The sequence below is a fragment of the Streptomyces sp. NPDC021093 genome (genome assembly GCF_044333135.1).
Lineage (GTDB): Bacteria > Actinomycetota > Actinomycetes > Streptomycetales > Streptomycetaceae > Streptomyces.
In genome coordinates this window covers 921,476-940,341 of record NZ_JBIRQJ010000002.1, presented here as the reverse complement: position 1 = coordinate 940,341, position 18,866 = coordinate 921,476, and the positions used below count along the sequence as shown (strand labels likewise).

10 protein-coding genes are annotated in these 18,866 nt (G+C 67.4%); 3 read left to right on the top strand and 7 right to left on the bottom strand.

Features of this window, described 5'->3' with window-relative positions:
• Positions 1-116 precede the first annotated feature (116 nt).
• From ACH4SP_RS09025 to ACH4SP_RS09015, 3 genes are all read right to left on the bottom strand, one after another.
• Positions 117-734 carry an SMI1/KNR4 family protein gene (locus ACH4SP_RS09025; RefSeq protein WP_398411716.1) on the bottom strand — a complete coding sequence of 206 codons (618 nt, stop codon included), beginning with the start codon at positions 732-734 and terminating at the stop codon, positions 117-119.
• A gap of 27 nt (positions 735-761) precedes the next feature.
• Positions 762-2,150 (bottom strand): DNA/RNA non-specific endonuclease, encoded by a 1,389-nt coding sequence (locus ACH4SP_RS09020; protein WP_398411714.1) that lies wholly within the window; start codon positions 2,148-2,150, stop codon positions 762-764.
• A gap of 959 nt (positions 2,151-3,109) precedes the next feature.
• Entirely contained in the window at positions 3,110-11,800 is an 8,691-nt protein-coding gene (locus ACH4SP_RS09015; RefSeq protein WP_398411713.1) for a DNRLRE domain-containing protein, read from the bottom strand.
• A 294-nt stretch (positions 11,801-12,094) separates the two neighbouring features.
• Here ACH4SP_RS09015 and ACH4SP_RS09010 point away from each other — a divergent pair, with 294 nt between their 5' ends.
• On the top strand, positions 12,095-12,586 hold the full coding sequence (locus ACH4SP_RS09010; protein WP_398411710.1) for a hypothetical protein: 492 nt from the start codon (positions 12,095-12,097) through the stop codon (positions 12,584-12,586).
• 37 nt (positions 12,587-12,623) lie between these two features.
• Here ACH4SP_RS09010 and ACH4SP_RS09005 read toward each other — a convergent pair whose 3' ends face one another.
• Positions 12,624-13,871, bottom strand: a complete 1,248-nt coding sequence (locus ACH4SP_RS09005) for a cytochrome P450 (protein WP_398411707.1) — start codon at positions 13,869-13,871, stop codon at positions 12,624-12,626.
• Positions 13,872-13,950: 79 nt separating this feature from the next.
• Between ACH4SP_RS09005 and ACH4SP_RS09000 the strand changes: the two genes are divergently transcribed.
• Entirely contained in the window at positions 13,951-15,063 is a 1,113-nt protein-coding gene (locus ACH4SP_RS09000) for a TetR/AcrR family transcriptional regulator (RefSeq protein ID WP_398411705.1), read from the top strand.
• A gap of 43 nt (positions 15,064-15,106) precedes the next feature.
• Here the strand turns inward: ACH4SP_RS09000 and ACH4SP_RS08995 are convergent, their stop codons facing one another.
• From ACH4SP_RS08995 to ACH4SP_RS08985, 3 genes are all read right to left on the bottom strand, one after another.
• The gene (locus tag ACH4SP_RS08995) at positions 15,107-16,204 is read right to left on the bottom strand and encodes an HTTM domain-containing protein (RefSeq protein WP_398411703.1); all 1,098 of its coding nucleotides are present in this window, start codon (positions 16,202-16,204) and stop codon (positions 15,107-15,109) included.
• Entirely contained in the window at positions 16,201-16,821 is a 621-nt protein-coding gene (locus ACH4SP_RS08990) for a DUF5819 family protein (protein ID WP_398411701.1), read from the bottom strand. The genes ACH4SP_RS08995 and ACH4SP_RS08990 overlap by 4 nt, the downstream gene beginning before the upstream one ends.
• Before the next feature lie 169 nt (positions 16,822-16,990).
• On the bottom strand, positions 16,991-18,061 hold the full coding sequence (locus tag ACH4SP_RS08985) for a PucR family transcriptional regulator (RefSeq protein WP_398411698.1): 1,071 nt from the start codon (positions 18,059-18,061) through the stop codon (positions 16,991-16,993).
• Between the two features lie 198 nt (positions 18,062-18,259).
• Here ACH4SP_RS08985 and ACH4SP_RS08980 point away from each other — a divergent pair, with 198 nt between their 5' ends.
• On the top strand, positions 18,260-18,754 hold the full coding sequence (locus tag ACH4SP_RS08980; RefSeq protein ID WP_398411696.1) for an NUDIX hydrolase: 495 nt from the start codon (positions 18,260-18,262) through the stop codon (positions 18,752-18,754).
• The last annotated feature ends 112 nt before the right edge of the window (positions 18,755-18,866 follow it).

The following is an 18,866-nucleotide window of genomic DNA, read 5'->3' as shown; positions in this document are numbered from 1 at the left end:
GCTCGGCATCGCCCGGATGCACAACCTCGCCCTCGACGGGTAGGTAAACGACCCTGCCCCAACAACTCAAAGATCAGTTACGGGACAGCTCTTAGACTGCGGGCGGGAGTGGCAAATCAGGAGTCGTACATCCCGGCGTAGGGGTCCGGTTCCCCTGTCCAGGGATCCAGGCCTTGCCTCATCAGGCGCAGTTGCTCAGCCGTCGTGAGGAACTTTACTGAGGCCTTGCCCCACAGGGACTCCTCCCCCAGGGGGCATTCTTCGAGAGTCGCCTGCAGGATACCCAAGAGGAATACCGTCACCCCGCAGTCGTAACGACGCCACTGCGCGTCATCTGCGTGGTAAACCAGGACCGGCCAATTCTCTGAATCTGCCTCGGAGGCGTCCCAGCAGAGGATATCCGCGCTTGAGTCAATCCCCCACGCGATCAACTCAGGCGATGCCCCGAGTAGCTCGTCAGATTTCCGGCTAGTTGCCCAGGTTAGCTGTGCCGTGGCCGTCTCTGGGGCCATCCCACCACTTTCCTGCTCCAAGATGGAGTCCTTGGGTTCTGGGCTCAGGATGGCCAGATAGTCTTCGATCGAACCTGGGCCGTAAATCTCCATGAAGCGAATGTAGTCACTCGGGAAAGCCTTTCCCCAGGACTCACTCATACCGACCCATTGCCCGCCACCATTGATGTCAGGAGCACCAGGTGGTGGCATTAACTGTTGAAGGGCTTCCATTTCCTTCATTCGCGAACACTCCTTGCTCTTGTTCTTCTACTCGGCTCCACCTGTGGGGATCTGACGCCCAGTTCTCGGATCGTTGAACATCCCAAGATTTCGGTTCTTGAGGGAATTCGAAACGAAAACGTTGATCCTGATATCCGGAGTTCCGTCGGGCTTCGTTCCGTTGGCCACCATGGCGAAGCCGGTTGGAACTGTTCTCCTGCCGCTGTAACGCGGTGTCACACGGTACTCGACCTCTTCGCCGCCTCCGACCGCGTCTCTGATCTGGTTCTCATAGGTGGTCATGTTGCCCGCCCCCTGCCGAGATCCATCCTGTGGTGCATTGGCGCTACGTGAGCAGGTGGCAAGGTTCCTCAGGTCAGTACCCGAGCCACCCAACTGCTTCCCCAGAAGGTGGCAGTTGTTGATGTTCTGCTTGATCGGGAACGCGCGCAAGTGGGCGGCGGTCCTTGTCGCCCACTTGTATCCGGGCGGGCGGACCTTCTCGGTCGTGGACGTTCCCCCCTGTATCGAGGAAGCGGTGAGGCAGGCGTTCATTGCTGTCGCACGGTTACCGTTCTTGGCGTCCCTATCGCCGAGGTCGACCCAACCGCAAGGTCTCTTGCGGTTGGTATCAGTCCCACGGGGCGTCCGGGGAGACTGCGCTGGCTCCTCATCTGCAGATGTTTCGTCGTCTGTTCCGTCGGCCACATCTTGAGCGACGGCCCCTGCTCCAGCGGCTGCGACCGTCGCCACCGTGGCAGCAACGAGCAATTTGCCCAGCGATACACCGGCAGGGATTGCGAGCATGAAGATGAAGTGTCCGTCGACTTCGACGTTGCCGACAGGATTGCCGGCTGCGAAGGCGTAGCGGTTGCCAGCCATGGGATCACTGCCGAGCCTCATGTCGGAAAGCGCCCCGGTGTACATGTCCCGGCTCGTGAACCGGTTCAGCCCCGGGCTGTAGTCCCGAAAGCCCATGTCGTACGTCCCCGAGGCCGCGTCCCACCGCTTGGAGTTGAAGCGGTAGGGGTTGTACGCGTCCTTCGTCGGGTTCGTCGTCGACGGCTTGTCGATGCCGGTGAACTCGGTTGTGTCGTCGGATCCGTACGCCGTGTACCCGTACGTCGCCTTCGCGTTGCCGTCGTTGCCCGTCAGCGTCTCGACGTCCGTGTGGCTGTTGTAGCCGTAGTACGACTCGTCCGTCTTGCCGTCTGCCGCGTGCTTGACCTGGGAGAGGCGTTCGCCCCACGGGCTGTACTGGTACGACGCCGTGAGCTTGGTCGCGACCTCCTCGGTGAGGACCTCGCTGGACATGCCCAGGTAGTTGTACTCGGTCTTCGTCCCGCCCTCGGTCTTCGAGGTCGTCCGGTCCAGCGGGTCGAAGGCGTACGTGGTCGACTTCAGAGTCCCGGCGGCGTCGGCCTTGTCGTGCTTCACGACGTGGTCGAAGTCGTCGTACGTGTTCTTCTCGATGACCTTGCTGCCGGCCTTGACCGAGTCCTGGCGGCCGAACGGGTCGTAGACGTAATCGGCGACAGCCTTGTCGACCGTCGCCGTCAGCAGACGGTTGCGGTCGTAGCCGAAGGTGGTCGTCTTGCCCTTGACCGTCTGCGAGATGACGTTGGCGTTGTCGTCGTGGACGTACGACTCGACGTCCGTGCCTCCGCCGACCTTCGCCTTCGTCGACTTCGCGAGCCGGATACCTGGCGCAGGCCCTGTACGCCCGCTCGATCACTCACCTGCGATGGCCGAGGCGCTCGCTGGCTTGATGACTTTGCGGGCAATGCGGACGCCTGTGCCAGGAGCCGCGGGGCAGAACTAGACAGGGCAATGGTCGAGGGGTACGCAAGCACACGAAGCTCCTGGTGGACGGTTGCTCTTCGTTGACAACTCGTCCACCAGGAGCTTCGCCATGCCCCAAGCTTGGCCAATGCTCAGCGCACCAGGCCACGTTGAGAAGGGCTCACCGCAAATAAGGTGAACGATGCCCTACTCCGACTGACAGATTCGACGAACTGCAGTCAGCCGCGACAGAATCCTTTCCGCCATTCCATGGTCGTAACTGGCAGCTATCTCAGACGGAGTTCTGCCGCCAGGATCAGGTAGATCAGGGTCTGCCCCGTACGCCAGCAGGATTGCAGTCGCGGCCGAATTAGCGGGAGACCCTGTTTGGAGGGCCGAGTCTCCCTCAATGTCGATCGCGTGATTGAGGAGGGTCAATCCACAGCTCACCTCATTGGGATCGACTCCAGAGTCGAGCAGCCTAGTGAGCTCTTCGTAATTACTGACCTCCACTGCCTCATGCGCCGGCGTCCATATTCCGTCAGACATAGTCTCATCCCATTCTCGTAAATACTGCTGCCCCGCAACGCTTTGCGTTGCGGGGCAGCAGTATTTCATCCCGAAGTGTAGTTCAATTTAATTTTCGGGAATTCTTGCATGAACTGACCTATCACCGAGCTGCATGAAACGCAAGCCTGCTGAGAGGAGTGTAGCACCACGGTACCCGTGGCGTTCGTGCCCCCGTGTTTGGCCAACTGATTTCCTATGTAGGTGAGCATCATGTACTCAGTGTCGTGTTGTCGACTATTTCGGCCCGTTGCAGTTGCAGTGTAGCGTTGTGGGTTTTGCGGGGTTCCCACTTGCGGAACGAATGATTTTCCTCGATCCGCCTTTCCGCTAATAGCCATGAGGTTGATCGGGGCATTTCCACCGATTTCTGCCACTCCCGCTAGGGCTGAGCGCCCCTTACCGGCTTGGTTTGTCGCGTAGAGCATTCTCACGACGTCCTTGAGGTCGGCCCTCATCTGTCGTAGGGCCATATTTCTGGCAAGACCCTTGGCGACGGAGGAACCTGGACCAATGTCCACCGTTCCAGTCGTGGGAGCGCACATTCCAGTGCTCGGTTCCTCTATGCACGCGGGATCGAAAAGTGAATCCCAGGAGGCTTGAGGTTCTCCCTTCAACAGGAGTACGAGAGGGCTGCTATTTGCGTCCCATGCTTCCTGAACAAGATCAACGGGGGATTTGACGTCTGCCTTGTACTCGATGCATACAGCCATGAGCATGCGGCAAGGAGGAGCGGGGCTGCCAGCAGCCTTATCGGCACCAGGAGCCTTACCGCCACCGCTTTCCCCTGTTCCAGCCTTCATGAAGGAGGGAGTCGAGCCGCAGGTCACCTGGATACCTGTTGCACATGGCGCGTGGCCGTCAAGCTCGGCAAAGCTTGCCGGGTTACCTCCGGCGAAGGCGTAACGGTTCCCAGTCATGGGGTCAGTGCCGAGCCCCATGTCCGCAAGTGCCCCGTTGTACATGTCCCGGCTGGTGAACCGGTTCAGCCCTGGGCTGTAGTCCCTGAAGCCCATGTCGTACGTCCCCGAAGCCGAGTCCCACCGCTTGGAGTTGAAGCGATACGGGTTGTACGCGTCCTTCGTCGGGTTGGTCGCCGAGGGCTTGTCGATGCCGGTGAAGTCCGACGTATCGTCGGATCCGTACGCCGTGTAGCCGTACGTCGCCTTCGCGTTGCCGTCGTTGCCCGTCAGCGTCTCGACGTCCGTGTGGCTGTTGTAGCCGTAGTACGACTCGTCGGTCTTGCCGTCGGCCGCGTGCTTGACCTGGGAGAGGCGTTCGCCCCACGGGCTGTACTGGTACGACGCCGTGAGCTTGGTCGCGACTTCCTCGGTGAGGACCTCGCTGGACATGCCCAGGTAGTTGTACTCGGTCTTCGTCCCGCCCTCGGTCTTCGAGGTCGTCCGGTCCAGCGGGTCGAAGGCATACGTGGTCGACTTCAGAGTCCCGGCGGCGTCGGCCTTGTCGTGCTTCACGACATGGTCGAAGCCGTCGTACGTGTTCTTCTCGATGACCTTGCTGCCGGCCTTGACCGAGTCCTGGCGGCCGAACGGGTCGTAGACGTAATCGGCGACAGCCTTGTCGACCGTCGCCGTCAGCAGACGGTTGCGGTCGTAGCCGAAGGTGGTCGTCTTGCCCTTGACCGTCTGGGAGATGACGTTGGCGTTGTCGTCGTGGATGTACGACTCGACGTCCGTGCCTCCGCTGGCCTTCGCCTTCGTCGACTTCGCGAGCCGGTCTGCCGGGTCGTAGGTGTAGTCGGTCGTCGACGCCAGATAGTCCGTCGGCTTGTCGGCGTTGACCTTCTTCGCGATGTCCTGCGCCTTGTTCCCGTTGGCGTCGTACGCGTACGCGTGGTCGGAGATCAGGGTCCCGTCGGGCTTCTTCTCCGTCTGGGTCTTGAGAGCACCGTCGAGGTAGTAGGTGTAGCCGACGACGTTCTTGTTGCCCTTGATCTCCTGCTTCTTCTGACCGCGGTCGGTGTAGTCGTACGTCGAGACCTTCGCCGCGGCGTCATCGGCCGACTTGCCGACCGTGACCGTCTTGACCAGCTCGCGCAGGTCGTATGTGTACTTGGAGTACTGGTCGGGGTGGGTCTGGGTCTCCGGCTGGCCGTTCGCGTCGTAGGTGTATGCGGTCTTCTTCTTCTCCTGGCCGGCCAGGGCCTCCGTCACCGTCTCGACCTGGTTCTGGCCGTTGTAGGTGACCGTGTACGCGTCGATCCGGCGGCCCGACGATGTGTCATCGACCGAGGTCATGTTGCCGTTGACGTCGTAGGCGTACGCGAACTTCTTCTGCTCGGCGTCCGCTTCGGCGGAGTTGTCGCGGACCAGTTTCACGCTGTCCGCGGCCACCGTGCCCGCACCGGATTCCGCCAGCTTGAGCTGAGCTTCCGTGCCCTCCTTGAAGTCGTAGTCGCCGATCTTGACCCAGCCGTCGGCGTTCGCCCGCTGGTCGACCTTGACCGCCGAGGAGCCCTTGGCGTGGGAAAGGGAGTACGTCGCGGACGGGGAAGCCCCGGCCACCTTCGGGTACTTGACGTACGCCGCGTACCGGCCGTCCTTCGGGATGTTCAGCTTCCACTGGAAGGAGTCCGTGCCCGCACCAGGCGCGTGCACGTAGTCGCGGCTCAGCGTCCGCTTCCACTCCGCACCGCCCGAGGCGGCCACGTTCTGCTTGTCGGTGCTGTTGACGAGGACGACCGACTGGCCGACCGGGATGCCTCCGTCCTGGAGGGTCTTGAGCTTGCCGTCCGGGTAGTGGTCCCACGTCATCGTGCGCTTCGAGGAGCCGCCCGCCGAGGTGAGCGTGCGCTTCGTCTGCTGGCCCAGCTTGTCGTAGTCGTACTCCGTGAGGATGTCCCACGGGTCCTTGGACGACTTCACCCAGCCGTTGTCGAAGTAGTCGTACGTGGTGTCGTTGCGGGTCGTCTCGCCCGAGCTCGGCGGCATGGAGACCGTGGCGACCCGGCCGACCGCGTCGTACTTCGTCTCCGTCCAGACCTTCTTGTTGTAGCGCGGGTCCTTCGGGTCGTACGGCTGGTACTGCCACTTCGGGCGGTTCAGCCCGTCGTACTTCGTCTCGGACGTGAAGTCGTCAGCCTGATCGGTGGCCACGCCGCGCGGCGAGAACACCTTGATCTGGTTGCCGACCTGGTCGTAGCCGAACTTCGTCACGCGTACGACCTTGTCCGCGTGCGGCGCCTCGACCGACGAGAGCTTGCCGCGGTCGTCGAAGTGGCGGACGACCTTGTTGCCCTCGGCGTCCGTCGCGTTGACCGGCAGCGAGTCCTTGTCGTACTCCTGGCGGCTGGTCTTGCCCGCCGCGTCCGTGGTCGCGATGACCCGGTGGTTGAAGTCGTAGTCGGTCTTGGAGGTGAAGTCGTCGGCCGCGGTCTTGTTCTTCTTCGGGTCGATGACCTTGACCGGGTTGCCGACGCCGTCGTAGACGTAACTGACCTTGTGACCGGCCGCGTTGGTCACGTCCGTGAGCTGGTAGATCTCGTCGTACGTGTTGGTGGTGACGTAATCCTTGGCGTCAGCGGCCGTCGCCGTGCCCTTGGGCTCGGTCACGGTCCTCAGGTTGCCGACCTTGTCGTACGTGTAAGTCGACTCGCGCTTGCCCGACGTGGCCGTGTCCTGCGGGGCCGTCGCCGAGATGATCTGGTCAGCCTTGTCGTACACCCCGGTTGAGACGGCGCCGTTGATCGCCTTGGAGACCTCGACGTTGTCGTTCTCGTCGTAGTCCGGGGCGAACGTCGTCAGGACGACGCCCGGCTCCTTCGGGATCGTCGCGACCAGCGGACGCCCGTACGTGTCGTACGTCTGCGTGGTCTTCTTGCCCAGCGCATCAGTGACCGACGTGACCTGACCGCGCTCGTCGTACGCGGTGAGCGTGGAGTGGCCCTCCGCGTCCGTGGTCTTGCGCGGGTAGCCGACCGGGTCGAAGTCCGACGTGGTCGTCGGGTTGCCGTTGGCGTCGGTCGCCTTGGTGAGCTGGCCGAAGCCGTCGTAGTCGTACGTGGTGGTGTAGTCGCCCGTCTCGACGGACTTGACGCCCATCGGGTCGGTGACCTGCGTCAGGTTGCCGTATTTGTCATACGTGAACTGCCAGCTGCGGTTCTCCGCCGACGTCTTCTTCCACAGGTCGGCCGCGTAGCCATCGGCCCGGGTCTGGTACTCGTAGCGGACCGAGTGGGCCGGGAACTTCCCCGGGCCCGCGCATTCCTCCGCGCTCGGCACGCCCGTCTTGTTGTCCTCGGCGCTGCGCTGCCAGATCGGGAAGCCCGTCTTCTGGTCGTAGCAGTAGGCCGTCTTCGCGCCGTTGTTCTCCTCGATGAGGGTGACGTTGTGGTCGTCGTCCCAACTCATCCTGGTGGTCTGGGACTTGGCGTTCGTCACCGTGGTCGCACGGTCGAGGCCGTCCGTGACGTACGTCGAGGTGTGGTTCTCGGCGTCGGTGACCTTGGTGGTGCGGCCGCTGCCCGTCGGGGTGTACGCGAAGGTCGTCTCCGCTGAGAGACGGTCGGTGAGCTTCTTGGTCGACCAGCGGTACTCCGGGTCACGGTCGTAGGCGACCGAGGTGGTGTTGTTCCGCGGGTCGGTGACCTTGGTCAGCTTGACGTTCTTGTTGCCCTGCGCCGTGTCGTAGCCGAACTTGAAGACCTTCGCCTGCTTCGTACCGTCGCCGTCCGTGAGGCGGCCGAGCGTGCCCTGGCGGGTGTAGTGGAAGGTGATCTTCCGGCCCGAGACGTCGGTCATCGACTTCACGTGGTCGTAGATCTTCGGGTCCCACAGGACGTAGCCCGGGACCTTCTCGCCCGCCGCGTCGATGTACTCGTACGTCTTGTCGCCCGGCAGCCAGTAGTCCAGCTTCAGCGAGGTCCGGCCGGCCGGGTCCTTGATCTCCTTGAGGAACTTGACCCAGCGGTTGCCGGAGTCGCGCACCTCGTAGACGTAGGTCTGGACGTTGTTGTTCTTGTCGATGACCTGGCGGAGGTATCCGTCGCAGTCGATCTGGAAGCGGGTCCCGTCCGGGCGCGTCATCGTCCACGCGTCCGGGATCTCATCCATGCCGTCGGTGCAGGTCACGCCCTTCTTCGGGGTGAGGAGGTAGTGGTACCCGGCCGAGGAGCGCCAGGTGCCGTCGCCCTGCTTGCGGAAGATGTGCTGGGTGCCGTCGCCGTCGGTGATGTAGACCTCGCCCGGCGCGCTGTCCGGGTGGAAGTCGAGCATCGTGCCCAGGCGCATCGGCCCGGAGGCTTGTGCGGACCAGCCGTGGCCCAGCTGGGTGTCCGAGGTGTCCTGCGCGTTGTAGGACAGGCGCAGGAAGGTGTTGAGGCCGCGGCCGGGGTTGTTGAAGGCGTTGTACGACCACACGCCGTTGCCAGAGCCCAGGTTGGACATGAAGGTGGAGCCCGCGCCGGTGTTCTTGCCGGTGTAGGAGTGGTACTTCTCCATGCCCAGGCGGTCGGCGGTCGGGTCCTCGACCGCGACCGGCTGTTCCAGGCCGCCGATGCTGTCGGTCTTCGACAGCCAGGTGCTGGTCTTGGCGTTGAAGACGTCCCAGATCAGGACGTGGCCTTCGCGTCGGTTTCCCTCCACCAGGGGGGACTTGACCGTCGCCTTGACGATCGCCTCCTCGCCCGGGAGCAGCGCCGGGACGTCGGTACGGAGGTTGAGGGTGGGGGTGTCCGTCAGCTCGGAGCCGTCGGGCAGCGCCCAGCGGTAGGAGAGCTTCCGCTCACCGGCGGGCCAGGCCGTGTCGCTGGTGTTGGTGAGGGTGACGTCGACCGGGTAGGTGTTGTCCTCGGTCATCCGGGTGGGGGTGTGCGGGGCGTAGTACGTGTTCCAGGGCGTGGAATCGACGTAGATCACGCGGAGTTGGGGCCGCAGGCGCTCCTCGGCCGCTTCGCCGGAGAGGAACATGGTGCGTTCCTGCGGGGCGGTCGCGGCCTCGTTGTTGAGCTTGATCAGCGCGCCCTTGTTCTCGGCGGGCTTCTCGATCCACTTCTGGGTCAGCGAGGTGGCGTCCCAGGTGTGGCGGCCTACCTCGCTGGTGATCCCGCCGACACTGTCGGAGACCGCCGGGCCGATGTCACCGCCGGGCTTGGCCCACGGAGTGGTGGCGTCGGCCTTGTTCCAGGTGGCGCCGCCCTCGTTGAAGTCGCGGCTCAGCGGGGCGAGTTCGTACGTCGCGCCCTTCGTGCCGGTCGTGGTCTGCGCGCCCCAGAACTGGACCTGGGACTGGAGGACCGTCGCGGTGTCAGGAATCGGGTCGGGGATCGAGTCGGTCGGGAACTTGAACGCGCTGCGGGTCGTTCCCTCGGTGTCGGAGTTGTTGCCGACGCTCAGCCAGGCCTGGTCCGCACCGTCGGCGGGCAGCTTGTCCAGGTTGGTGTCGGGCTTCTTCGACGACAGGGTGGTGTCGGCCGCTGCGGGCAGAATCCGCAGGGTCCTCCCGGCCTTCGGCACGCCGACGTCCCGCACCGGTGAGCCGAGGACCTTGCCGCCCTTGGTCTTGACCGAGATCTGGTAGTAGTGCGTGCGCGCGATCTCGTTCGCACTGGCCGCCGGGGTGGGGGCGGCCGAGACGTCCTGGTACGACGTCGCGGTCTTGGTGACAGGTGCGATCAGGGTGTCCGGGCCCGCCGTGAAGCCGGGCTTGTCGGAGCGGTGCACCTGGTACTCGACCAGGTCGTTCGCCGCGTCGCCTGAGGTGTTGGTGTACGCGGCCCAGGACAGCTCGGGGCCACTGCCGTGCACCACGGTGGGCTCGCTCAGCTCCGTGCCGATCGCACCGTAGCTGACGGTCAGGCGCGGGTAGTTGGCGGTCTCGCCGTCGTAGTTGCCGTCGGCGGACTCGTAGCGCGGGCCGCCGAGCGGACCGGTGGCCGACTCGTCGACCGCCTTCACCACGAAGCCGTGGTTGGCGGCCGTGCCGTCGATCCACTTCTGCACGGTGTCCTTCACCGGGAAGCGGTGCCACTGGCTGTGCTGGCCCTTGGTCTTCACGACCTGCGCGTCCGCGACCAGGCGGACGGAACCGGCGAGCGTGCGCTCGTCCTCGTCGCCACTGCCGGAGAGGGTCACCTTGCCCGCGGTGCCACGTGCGAAGTCCACCGGCTCACCCAGCGGCGACCAGTTCCCGGCCTTGGCCTCGCTCTGGTCGAGAGTGTGCTTGGTGGCGCCCTTGCTGCCGGTGACCGTGTACGGGGCCTCGGTCGCCGCATCGTCCAAGTCGACCTTGGGAACGCGGACATCCACGCGGTACTTGCCGGACTCCGGCACCTCGGGCTGCCAGGCGTACGACTCGCCCTTGGCCGCGTTCCGGTTGTACGCGAAGTCGCCGCCCGGGGCCTGCTCCTTCGGCCACTCGCCGACCGCGGCCGTACTGCCCGCCGTGCCCGGGTCTGCCTGTACCGACGTCCCCGACACCTCGCCCACCAGGGCGTTCGTGTTCTTCCAGGTCGCCGTCGACTCGTCCCACGCACCGGTCGCCCGGTGCGCGGCCAGCGGCACGTCGTACGCGTTGCTGGCGTGCACCTGGTCGAAGTACAGGCCAAGCCGCGCCGAATCGATCTTCGTCCCGGCCGGGATCTGGTCCAGCGGGAACTTCAGGAGGGAGCGGGCCACGCCCGCACCGGTCCGGCCGACCGACATCTTCCAGGACGCCCCGAAGTTCTCCTCCGGGGTGTCGGACAGGACCATGGTGTCCTGCGACTGGCCCGGGAGAGGCGCCACCGTGAGCGTCGGGTCGACCGTCACCGGATACTGGCGCGCCGGGTCCGCGAGCCACGCGGCGTCCGGGGTGACCGTCAGCCGCCAGCCCTTGCCGTCCCGCACCAGCTTCTGGGTGACCTTGTTGCTGCTGACCTGCCCGTAGGCGGAGGACTCCGACTTCTTGGAGTCCGTCATGAACGGGGCGGGGACGACGAGCACGGGGTGCTTGGACGTCTCTCCGTAGAACGCGATCGAGCCGTCCTTGCGGGACTGCGGAGTCAGCCCGTCCGTGCTCAGCCGGAAGGTGAAGGAGAGCGGCCCGCCCGGCTTCCGCGCCAGGACGATGTTCTCCTTCACCTGCCCCGCACCGACCTGGTACACCAGGTCGGCACCGGACTTGGGGTCCTTGTACGTGACCGTGTCGCCGTCGGCCCTGGGGGTGAGTGCCTTGTCGGCGTCCCCGTCGAGCCCCATGGTGACCGACCGGCCGCCCCCGACCTCGTACCGCAGCAGCTCGCCGGCCCTGCTGCCGAAGTGGCTGGTGGCGGTGTTCGTGGTGTTGGTGAGCCTCTGTCCGCTCTTGCGGACGGCCGTGTCGATCGGCTTCCAGGCCGATCCCTGCCGGTAGGAGGTCGGGAACGCGGACAGCTCCGCCTCCACCCGCCCGTCCGACATCTGCCAGAAGCGCGCGCTGGACGTGCGCTCGCCCGTCAACTCCTTGACGCGCTTCGCCTTCGGAGCGTCCTTCCCCTCCGCGAGCCGTTCCCGGCTGGGTATCTCCAGCTTCCCGCCCGCGGGCGGCGCCTTCGCGTCCCCGTCCTTGCCGTCGTCGCCCCCGCCGAACCACCCGGAAACCGTGTCGACGAGACCCTTGCCGTCTCCGTCGTCACCGGCCCCGGCGTCCGATTCCGCTTCCGTACCCGGGGCGGGTGCCGCAAAGGCGATCTGCGGAAGCGCAGTCCCCATGACGGCCGAGACGACGAGGGCGGCGATGAATCTTCGGTGCCGAATCCTCACTTGCTCAACTTCCTTCCCCCTTCCCGCAGTTCACCGGACGTACCGTTCGGATGAATGCGGGCAGGGCTGAGCACTGCCACGGGAATCTCCCGGTCAGTGGATGAGAAGTGAGAGTTCTACGCACGCGGACGACACAAGGTCAACCACCCGTGAATGTCCGTCAGTTACCTCAACATCGGGGTATCACACGCCATCCGGCTTCTTCTCTGGCATAGCCGCCATTTCCCACTGCTGGCGCCCCCGCCGTACCTCCTGTAGAACCGTCCGGCCACACCCCGCGACCGAAGGCCGACGATGACCACTGCGACCGAATCCCCGAGCTCTGATTCCCCGACCCCCGATTCCCCGGCCTCCGACGCGGTCGGCGAGGCTTCCTCCGCAGAGCCGCGTCCCCGCCTCCTCGCGGTCGGCGCCGCCCTCCTCCTGGCCGCCGCAGCCGGGTACGGCATCTACGCCCTGACCGGCCCGAGCGCGCCCACCAAGCCCCCGGTCCCCACCGCAGCGGTGACCTACGAGATCACCGGCACCGGCACCGCCGACATCACCTACCTCGCCACCAGCGAACAGGGCACCGCCACCACCGAGAAGGCCGCGACCCTCCCCTGGAAGAAGACCGTCCAGGTGCCGCTGGGGAAGTCCCCCGTGGTGAAGGTCCAACTGCCTCAGCAGGGCGGCACCGCCACCTGCGCCCTCGCCATCCGCGACCAGCACCAGCAGCGGGCCACCGCCTCCGGCGCGTACGGCCGTACTACGTGCACGGCGCCGCTGCCTGCCGAGGGCCGCTAGGGCCTCTCTGCCCGGACAGGCCCCAACGGCCCGATCCTCAGAGCCGTACCAGCAGCCCCTCCAGCCGCCACGTCCCCGGGTCCATCGCCCGACGCGACTCCCCCTCCCCCGCCGGCGCCAAGTCCGGGAAGCGGCGCAGCAGTCCGGCCAGCGCCACCTCCGTCTGGATGCGGGCCACCGATGCGCCCAGGCAGAAGTGCGGGCCGTGGCCGAAGCTCAGGTGCGGGGTCGCGGGGGCCGTGCGTCGCACGTCCAGTCGTTCCGGGTCCTGGAACGCCCGGGGGTCACGGTTCGCAGCGGCGACCAGCGCCGTGACCGCGTCTCCCTTCGCCACGCGCACGCCGTGCAGTTCGACTTCTTCCGCCGCGTACCTCGGGATGGACAGCAGCGTCGGGCCCGTCCAGCGGGTCAGCTCCTCCACCGCTCCCGGCATCAGTGACGGTTCCGCGCGCAGTGCGGCGAGCTGCTCGGGGTGAGCGAGCAGGGCGTCGATCGCGTTCGCCACGAGGGGGGTGGGCGACTGGCCCGCGAGGACGACGTGCCAGATCAGGGTCACCATCTCGACGTCGCTCAGCCGGTCCCCGTCCTCGTCCTGCGCATGGATCAGGTCGCCGAGCAGGTCCGCGGCCCCGGTGGGAGCGACGTCCTGGCCCACGACCTTCGGCTCGCGCCGCCTCCGTTCCACCGCCTCCTTCGCTCCCCGTACGATCCCCGGAATCGCCGCCGCGAACTCCGCTCCCGCTCCGGCCGACACCGTCGCCCCGTACTTCCGCCACTGCGGCCGGTCCTCCTCCGGAATGCCGACCCATTCGCAGATCACTTCCATCGGGAGGTGCTGGGCGAAGTGTGTGAGGAGGTCGACCGTGCCGTCCTCCGGTGAGGCGTGTCCGGCCAGTTCGTCCAGGAGGCGGTCGACGATCGCTTCGATGCGCGGGCGGAAGGCGGCGGCCCGGCGCGCGCTGAACGCCGGGGCGACCAGCCTGCGCAGCCTCAGGTGCTCGGGGCCGCTCATCTCCGCCATGGTCCGCATGTACGGGACGCAGTCGTCCGGCACTTCGGGGCGCAGGAAGCTGTCGGTTCGGATCTCGAAGCGCGGGTCGCTCAGCAGGGCACGGGCCTCCGCGTGCCGGGTCACCGCCCACATGCCGCCGAAACCGGGGGCCGTCAGCCGGGCCACCGGCCCCTGTTCGCGGGCGCGGCCGTAGACGGCGAACGGGTCGCGCATCACTTCCGGGTCGGAGAGCTGGATGTCCGGCTGTCGTCCCTCGTCCTTCGTATCGGGCACAGGAGTGCCCTCCCTCCCTGTCGATTCTCGAATGCCGTGGACACATGATGCCATCATCTGGATGCCCTGGGTATCTTGAATGCCGGAATCACCCCACGACAGGAGCGACATGGGCCGGTTGACCAGGGCCGAAGTGCAGGAACTCAATCGCAGGAAGGTCCTTGAGGCGGCTTGCGAGGAGTTCGGCGAGCGGGGGTTCCGCGATGCGAAGATCGACCGGATCGCCGAGCGGGCGGGACTCACTCGCGGGGCCGTCTACTCCAACTTCCCCGGCAAGCGGGCCCTGTACTTCGCGGTTCTGGCCGATCTGGCGGCCCGTGCACCCGCTTCCCCGCCCCCGGCGTCCGTCGACACCGTCGGTGAGGCACTCGGTGCGCTCGCCCGAGCCCGGGTGGCCCGTTTTCCGCTCTCCGGCGACGACGACCAGCACGACAACCCGGCGCGGGACCTGCCGTCGGTGGTCCTCGCGGACGCGCAGACCCGGCAGCCGTACGCCCAGCTGCTGAAGCTGGACGCGATCGTGCTCGGGCTTGCGCTGGAGGGCATGGCGCGCGGGCGCGGCGCGGAGCGGCTGGTGCCGGTCGCCGAGGCCGTGCTCACGCTGCTGCACGGGGCGGATCAACTGGCCGCCGCCGCACCGGGGTTCGCCGATCCGTTCCAGGTCGTCGCGGCCTGCGAACAGCTCGCCGCGCTCGCCCCCGGCGGCGACTGGGCGCCGCCGCACCTCCCTTACGTACCGAAGGCGCGGCCCGTGGACGAGGCGTGGTCACCGCCGCCCTCGACGGACGCCCTGCGCGGCGGGGCCGTCGGGCTCGCGGACGACGGGGTGGTGGCGGTCCTCGGGCTGCACCGGCTGGAGGCCGTCGAGGAGGCGGTACGGGCGGCGGCGCCCGGTAGCACCGTCACTGCCGTGCTCGTGACGGGCGAGCCGGGTGAGCTGGGGCCGCTGGCCCGGCTGACGGTGGCGGAGCTGGGGGCCGGGCTGCGGCAGGCGTTCCCGGAGCGGGCGTGGCCCCAAGTGCGTCTCGTGCACGATGAGTTGGGGGTGCTGGCCGCTGCGGCCGGTGTGTCGGCGGTGAGTGACGCGACCGAGACCGCCGTGCGTGTCCAGGGCGGGCGGGTCGTCGCTCGGGCCGAGGGGCGTGGGGCTTGTTATGCGGCGGCGACGGCTGCACCGGGCGGGCGGCATTGAGCGCTGAGCGCTCCGCAGGTGGTGCGGTGTGTCAGCTGCGGGTTCATCGTGGCTGGTCGCGCAGTTCCCCGCGCCCCTTTGGGACGCGGCCGAACCGCGCCGGGTCCGGCAAGGGCGATGCCGGTTCCCGCCACACCCGTACGAACCCCGCCGCCGCCAGCCAGAACGACGTCGGCAGGAACACCAGGTCGCCCACGATCGTGATCGCCGAGAACATCGGCAGTGCCATGAAGACGCCGATCCCCACGTGCGTGCTCAGCATCACCACGAGGATCACGTACTTCAGCCGCCGGTTGAACACCAGCGCCGCGAAGAGGACCTGCGAGAAGACCGTCACGTACGCCATGACCGCCGTGAACGTCCCGTGGCTCGCGATCCACGCCGACATTTCGGGGAACGTCGAGAAGTCGTCGCTCATCATCGAGTAGTAGAGCGCGGACCCGTCCCGCCACGACGTCCCGCGGATCTTGTACATCGCCGCGGACGTGTAGATGACCATGACCTGGAGGGCGATGACGCCCATGCCCGCGTTGTGCAGCACGGTCACCGCGCGCCGGCGCAGCTCTTCCGTCTCCTCGCCCCACGGCACGGGCCTCGTGGTCCCGCCCCGCCGTGCCCTGCGCCGCGCGTCCAGCGACCAGTGCCGGCCGGACGCGCAGAAGACCAGGTAGTTGGCGAACAGGAGGCTCAGCAGGGCCCAGCCGCTGTTGGCCATCGATCCGCGGATGTAGAAGGCGACCACGACGAAGACGAAGAGCGGGGCCATCGCCCGGGTCCGCCAGCCGACCGCGTAGAGGGCGCTGACCAGGAGCGCGAGCGCGTACCAGGCGTAGAAGACGACCGAGCTGTCCGTGGCGAGCAGTCCGTACCACCAGCCGAACGCGCCGTCCCAGCCACGCGCCCGCATCGTCTCCGCGAACAGCTCCGGGGTGAGCGGCGATCCCGGGCCCCAGAGCCGGTTCGCGTGCGGGAGTTCACGCAGCAGGTGCAGTACGTAGAGACCGGCGAGGCCGATGCGCATGGCGGCGGCGCTGTACGGGGCGAGGGGGCGCAGCGTGAGATCGCGGAGGGCGCCGATGACGCGGGCCCCCAGCACGCCAGCGCGCTCGCGGCCGAGTCCGAGTGCCTGGCGGGCCGTCATCGGGTCACCTTCCAGAAGCCGACCTCTTCGTAGCGGGCCGGGTGGACGGCGTCCGGGGCTTCGGGGGACGGAATGCGGGTGGAGCGGGTGCGGAGTTCGATCGCGTCGCCGGAGGGTCTGCCCATGTCGTCCAGGCGGGCGGTGATCACGTTCATGAGGTAGCGGGCGTTGCGGCTGCGTGCCTCGTCGGCGCCGGGGGCCTTGGCGCTGCTCTGGTACTGGGTCGTCGCGCGGCGCAGTACGAGCTGGTCCTCGATGCTGGGCAGCAGGTCGCCGCGGTAGCGGGCGTTGTCGTACGCCGTGAGGTCGATCCACGGGCCGAGCCGCCCGTCGACCCTGGTGCGGACCTCCAGGTGGACGTTGTAGCGGGAGGGGTCGGGGGCGAATATGTTCCAGTCCTGCGGGAACATCGGGCGCATCCACCAGTCGGTCTGCTTGGCGTACGTCTTGGCGAGCGGGAAGTCGCTCGCCACGTACAGCAGCAGCATCGTCGAGTGGACGACGGCGAGGAGCGCGACCAGGGCCACCGCGGTGCGGGTCAGCCTGCGCCGGAGACCGGTGAGCGGGAGACCACGCGGGGCGAGGGGGTCCGGTGGGGCTATGGCGGACTCGGCCACAGTGTTCTCCTCTTGCGCCACGGGGCACCCATGAATCACGACGGCCCCAGGGTATCGGTGCGTGTTCGAGGACCGTCGTGTGGTGAATGTGGCTCAAAGGGGGTGTATCGGCGGCCTGTTCGCGGCGCACCGTTGGCGCACGACGACCGCCTGGAACACGGTGGCAGGACTAGAGCGCCGTGGCCGGCCAGTCCAGCATCCGCGCCCCGATGACCGCCGTCTGGAGCGTGTACCGCCGCAGCGGGTCCGCCGGGTCGGCGCCGGTCAGCCGGTGGATGCGCTCCAGGCGGTACGTCAGCGCCCGCACGCTCAGGTTCAGCCGGCGGGCCGCCTCCGCCGACACGCAACCCGCGTCGAAGTACACGCGCAGGGTCTCCACCAGCGGCCCGGCCCCGCCGCGCGCCTGTGCGAGCGGGCCGAGCGCGCTGCGCACCAGGTCGACGAGGGCCTGCTGGTCCCGGCCGAGCACCGGAAAGACCAGTAGGTCGGCGGCGTACAGGACGGGCCCTTCGAGCCCCATCCGCTCGGCGAAACCGAGCGCGCCGAGGGCCTCCTCGTACGAGTGGACGACGCCGCCCGCGCCGGGGTGCGGGCGGCCGACCGCGACCAGCACCTCGTCGGTGGCGGCGTGCACCTGCTTGGCGAAGTGGTGCAGGACGTCGGAGTGCTCGCCGGGGGCGATGCACACGAGCCGTCCGTCCTTGCTGGCGACCAGGATGCGCCGGTCGACGAAGCGGGCGGTGAGCGAGTTCTCCACCGCCCGGCTCACCGGGTCGCCGTCCTCGATGGCGTCCGGGCCCTCCGCCACGGCGACCGCGTGCGCCCGTGAGAAGCGCAGTCCGAAGCGTTCGGCGCGGGCCGCGAGCCGGCCCAGGTCGCTGCGTCCGTGCAGCAGGTCGTCGATGAACTCCCGCCTGGCGCCCTCTTCCTGACGGACCGCCATGCGCTGGGCCCGTTCGTACCCCTCCGCGACGGCGTCGACGGCCTGTCCCACGGCGGCGAGCACTTCGTCGGGCGCGCCCGTGCCGGCGGACGGCCAGCTCTCCCGCGTGGCCGTCAGGTACGCGCGTACGACGGCCCGCAGTCCGAGCCCCGACTCGGCGGCGCGCTCGCCCAGGGCACGCCGGGCGTCGAGTTCGTCGCGGGTGAGGCGGCGGCTGGTGCCGGCGACCTCGTGCAGTATCCGGGCATAGCCCTCGACGTACTCCTCGTACCCGTCGGGTACGTCCGGCCCTGCCACGTCGGTCACTCCTCGCCTACTGCCTGCTGCCTGCTACACCTGCATGTCCTGCACAAGGATCGCAGACGGCGGGCCCTTCGGACTGGGCGAGGCGATGAGCAGGTAGCGGCCGTGGCGGAAGAAGAGGCTTCGAGGACCCGGCCGACCAGATCGGGGCCGGGCCCTGAGAGGGATGCCCGCCAGGTACGGTCGATGACCATGAGCACCGTACGACGCACCGCCCCGCCCCCCACCGACACTCCCGCCCGCACCTCTCCCACCCCGAACTGCCTCACCGGCGTCGGCATGATCGTCCTGGACGGGGCGGGCCGGATCCTGCTCGGACTCGGGCACAACGGCAACTGGGAGCTGCCCGGCGGCAAGGTCGACACGGGCGAGAGCTTCGAGACGGCCGGAGTCCGTGAACTCGCCGAGGAGACCGGCCTGTTGGCGCCCGCCGACTCCGTGCGGGTGGTGGCCGTGGTGCTGGACGGCGGGTACGGCCTGAACCGCATTTCGGCGGCGGCCGTCACGGAAGCCGCGGCGGGGACTCCGAGGGTCACCGAACCGGACAAGATCGTACGGTGGGACTGGTTCGCCCCCGAGGAGATCCCGGCCGCGCTCTTCGTACCGTCGGCCGCGGTTCTGCGGTCGTGGCGGCCGGAACTGGCCCTGCCGGAGACCGACTCGTACACCTACCTGACAAGCGCCTGACCCGCCCCCACCGATCCTTCCCGGCCAGCCCAACCGGCCCCGCCCGTATACGCGTTGACAGAAGTCTTCCGCGTCGGGCGGGGCCGTCTTATGCTCCTGCGACTCATGTGGC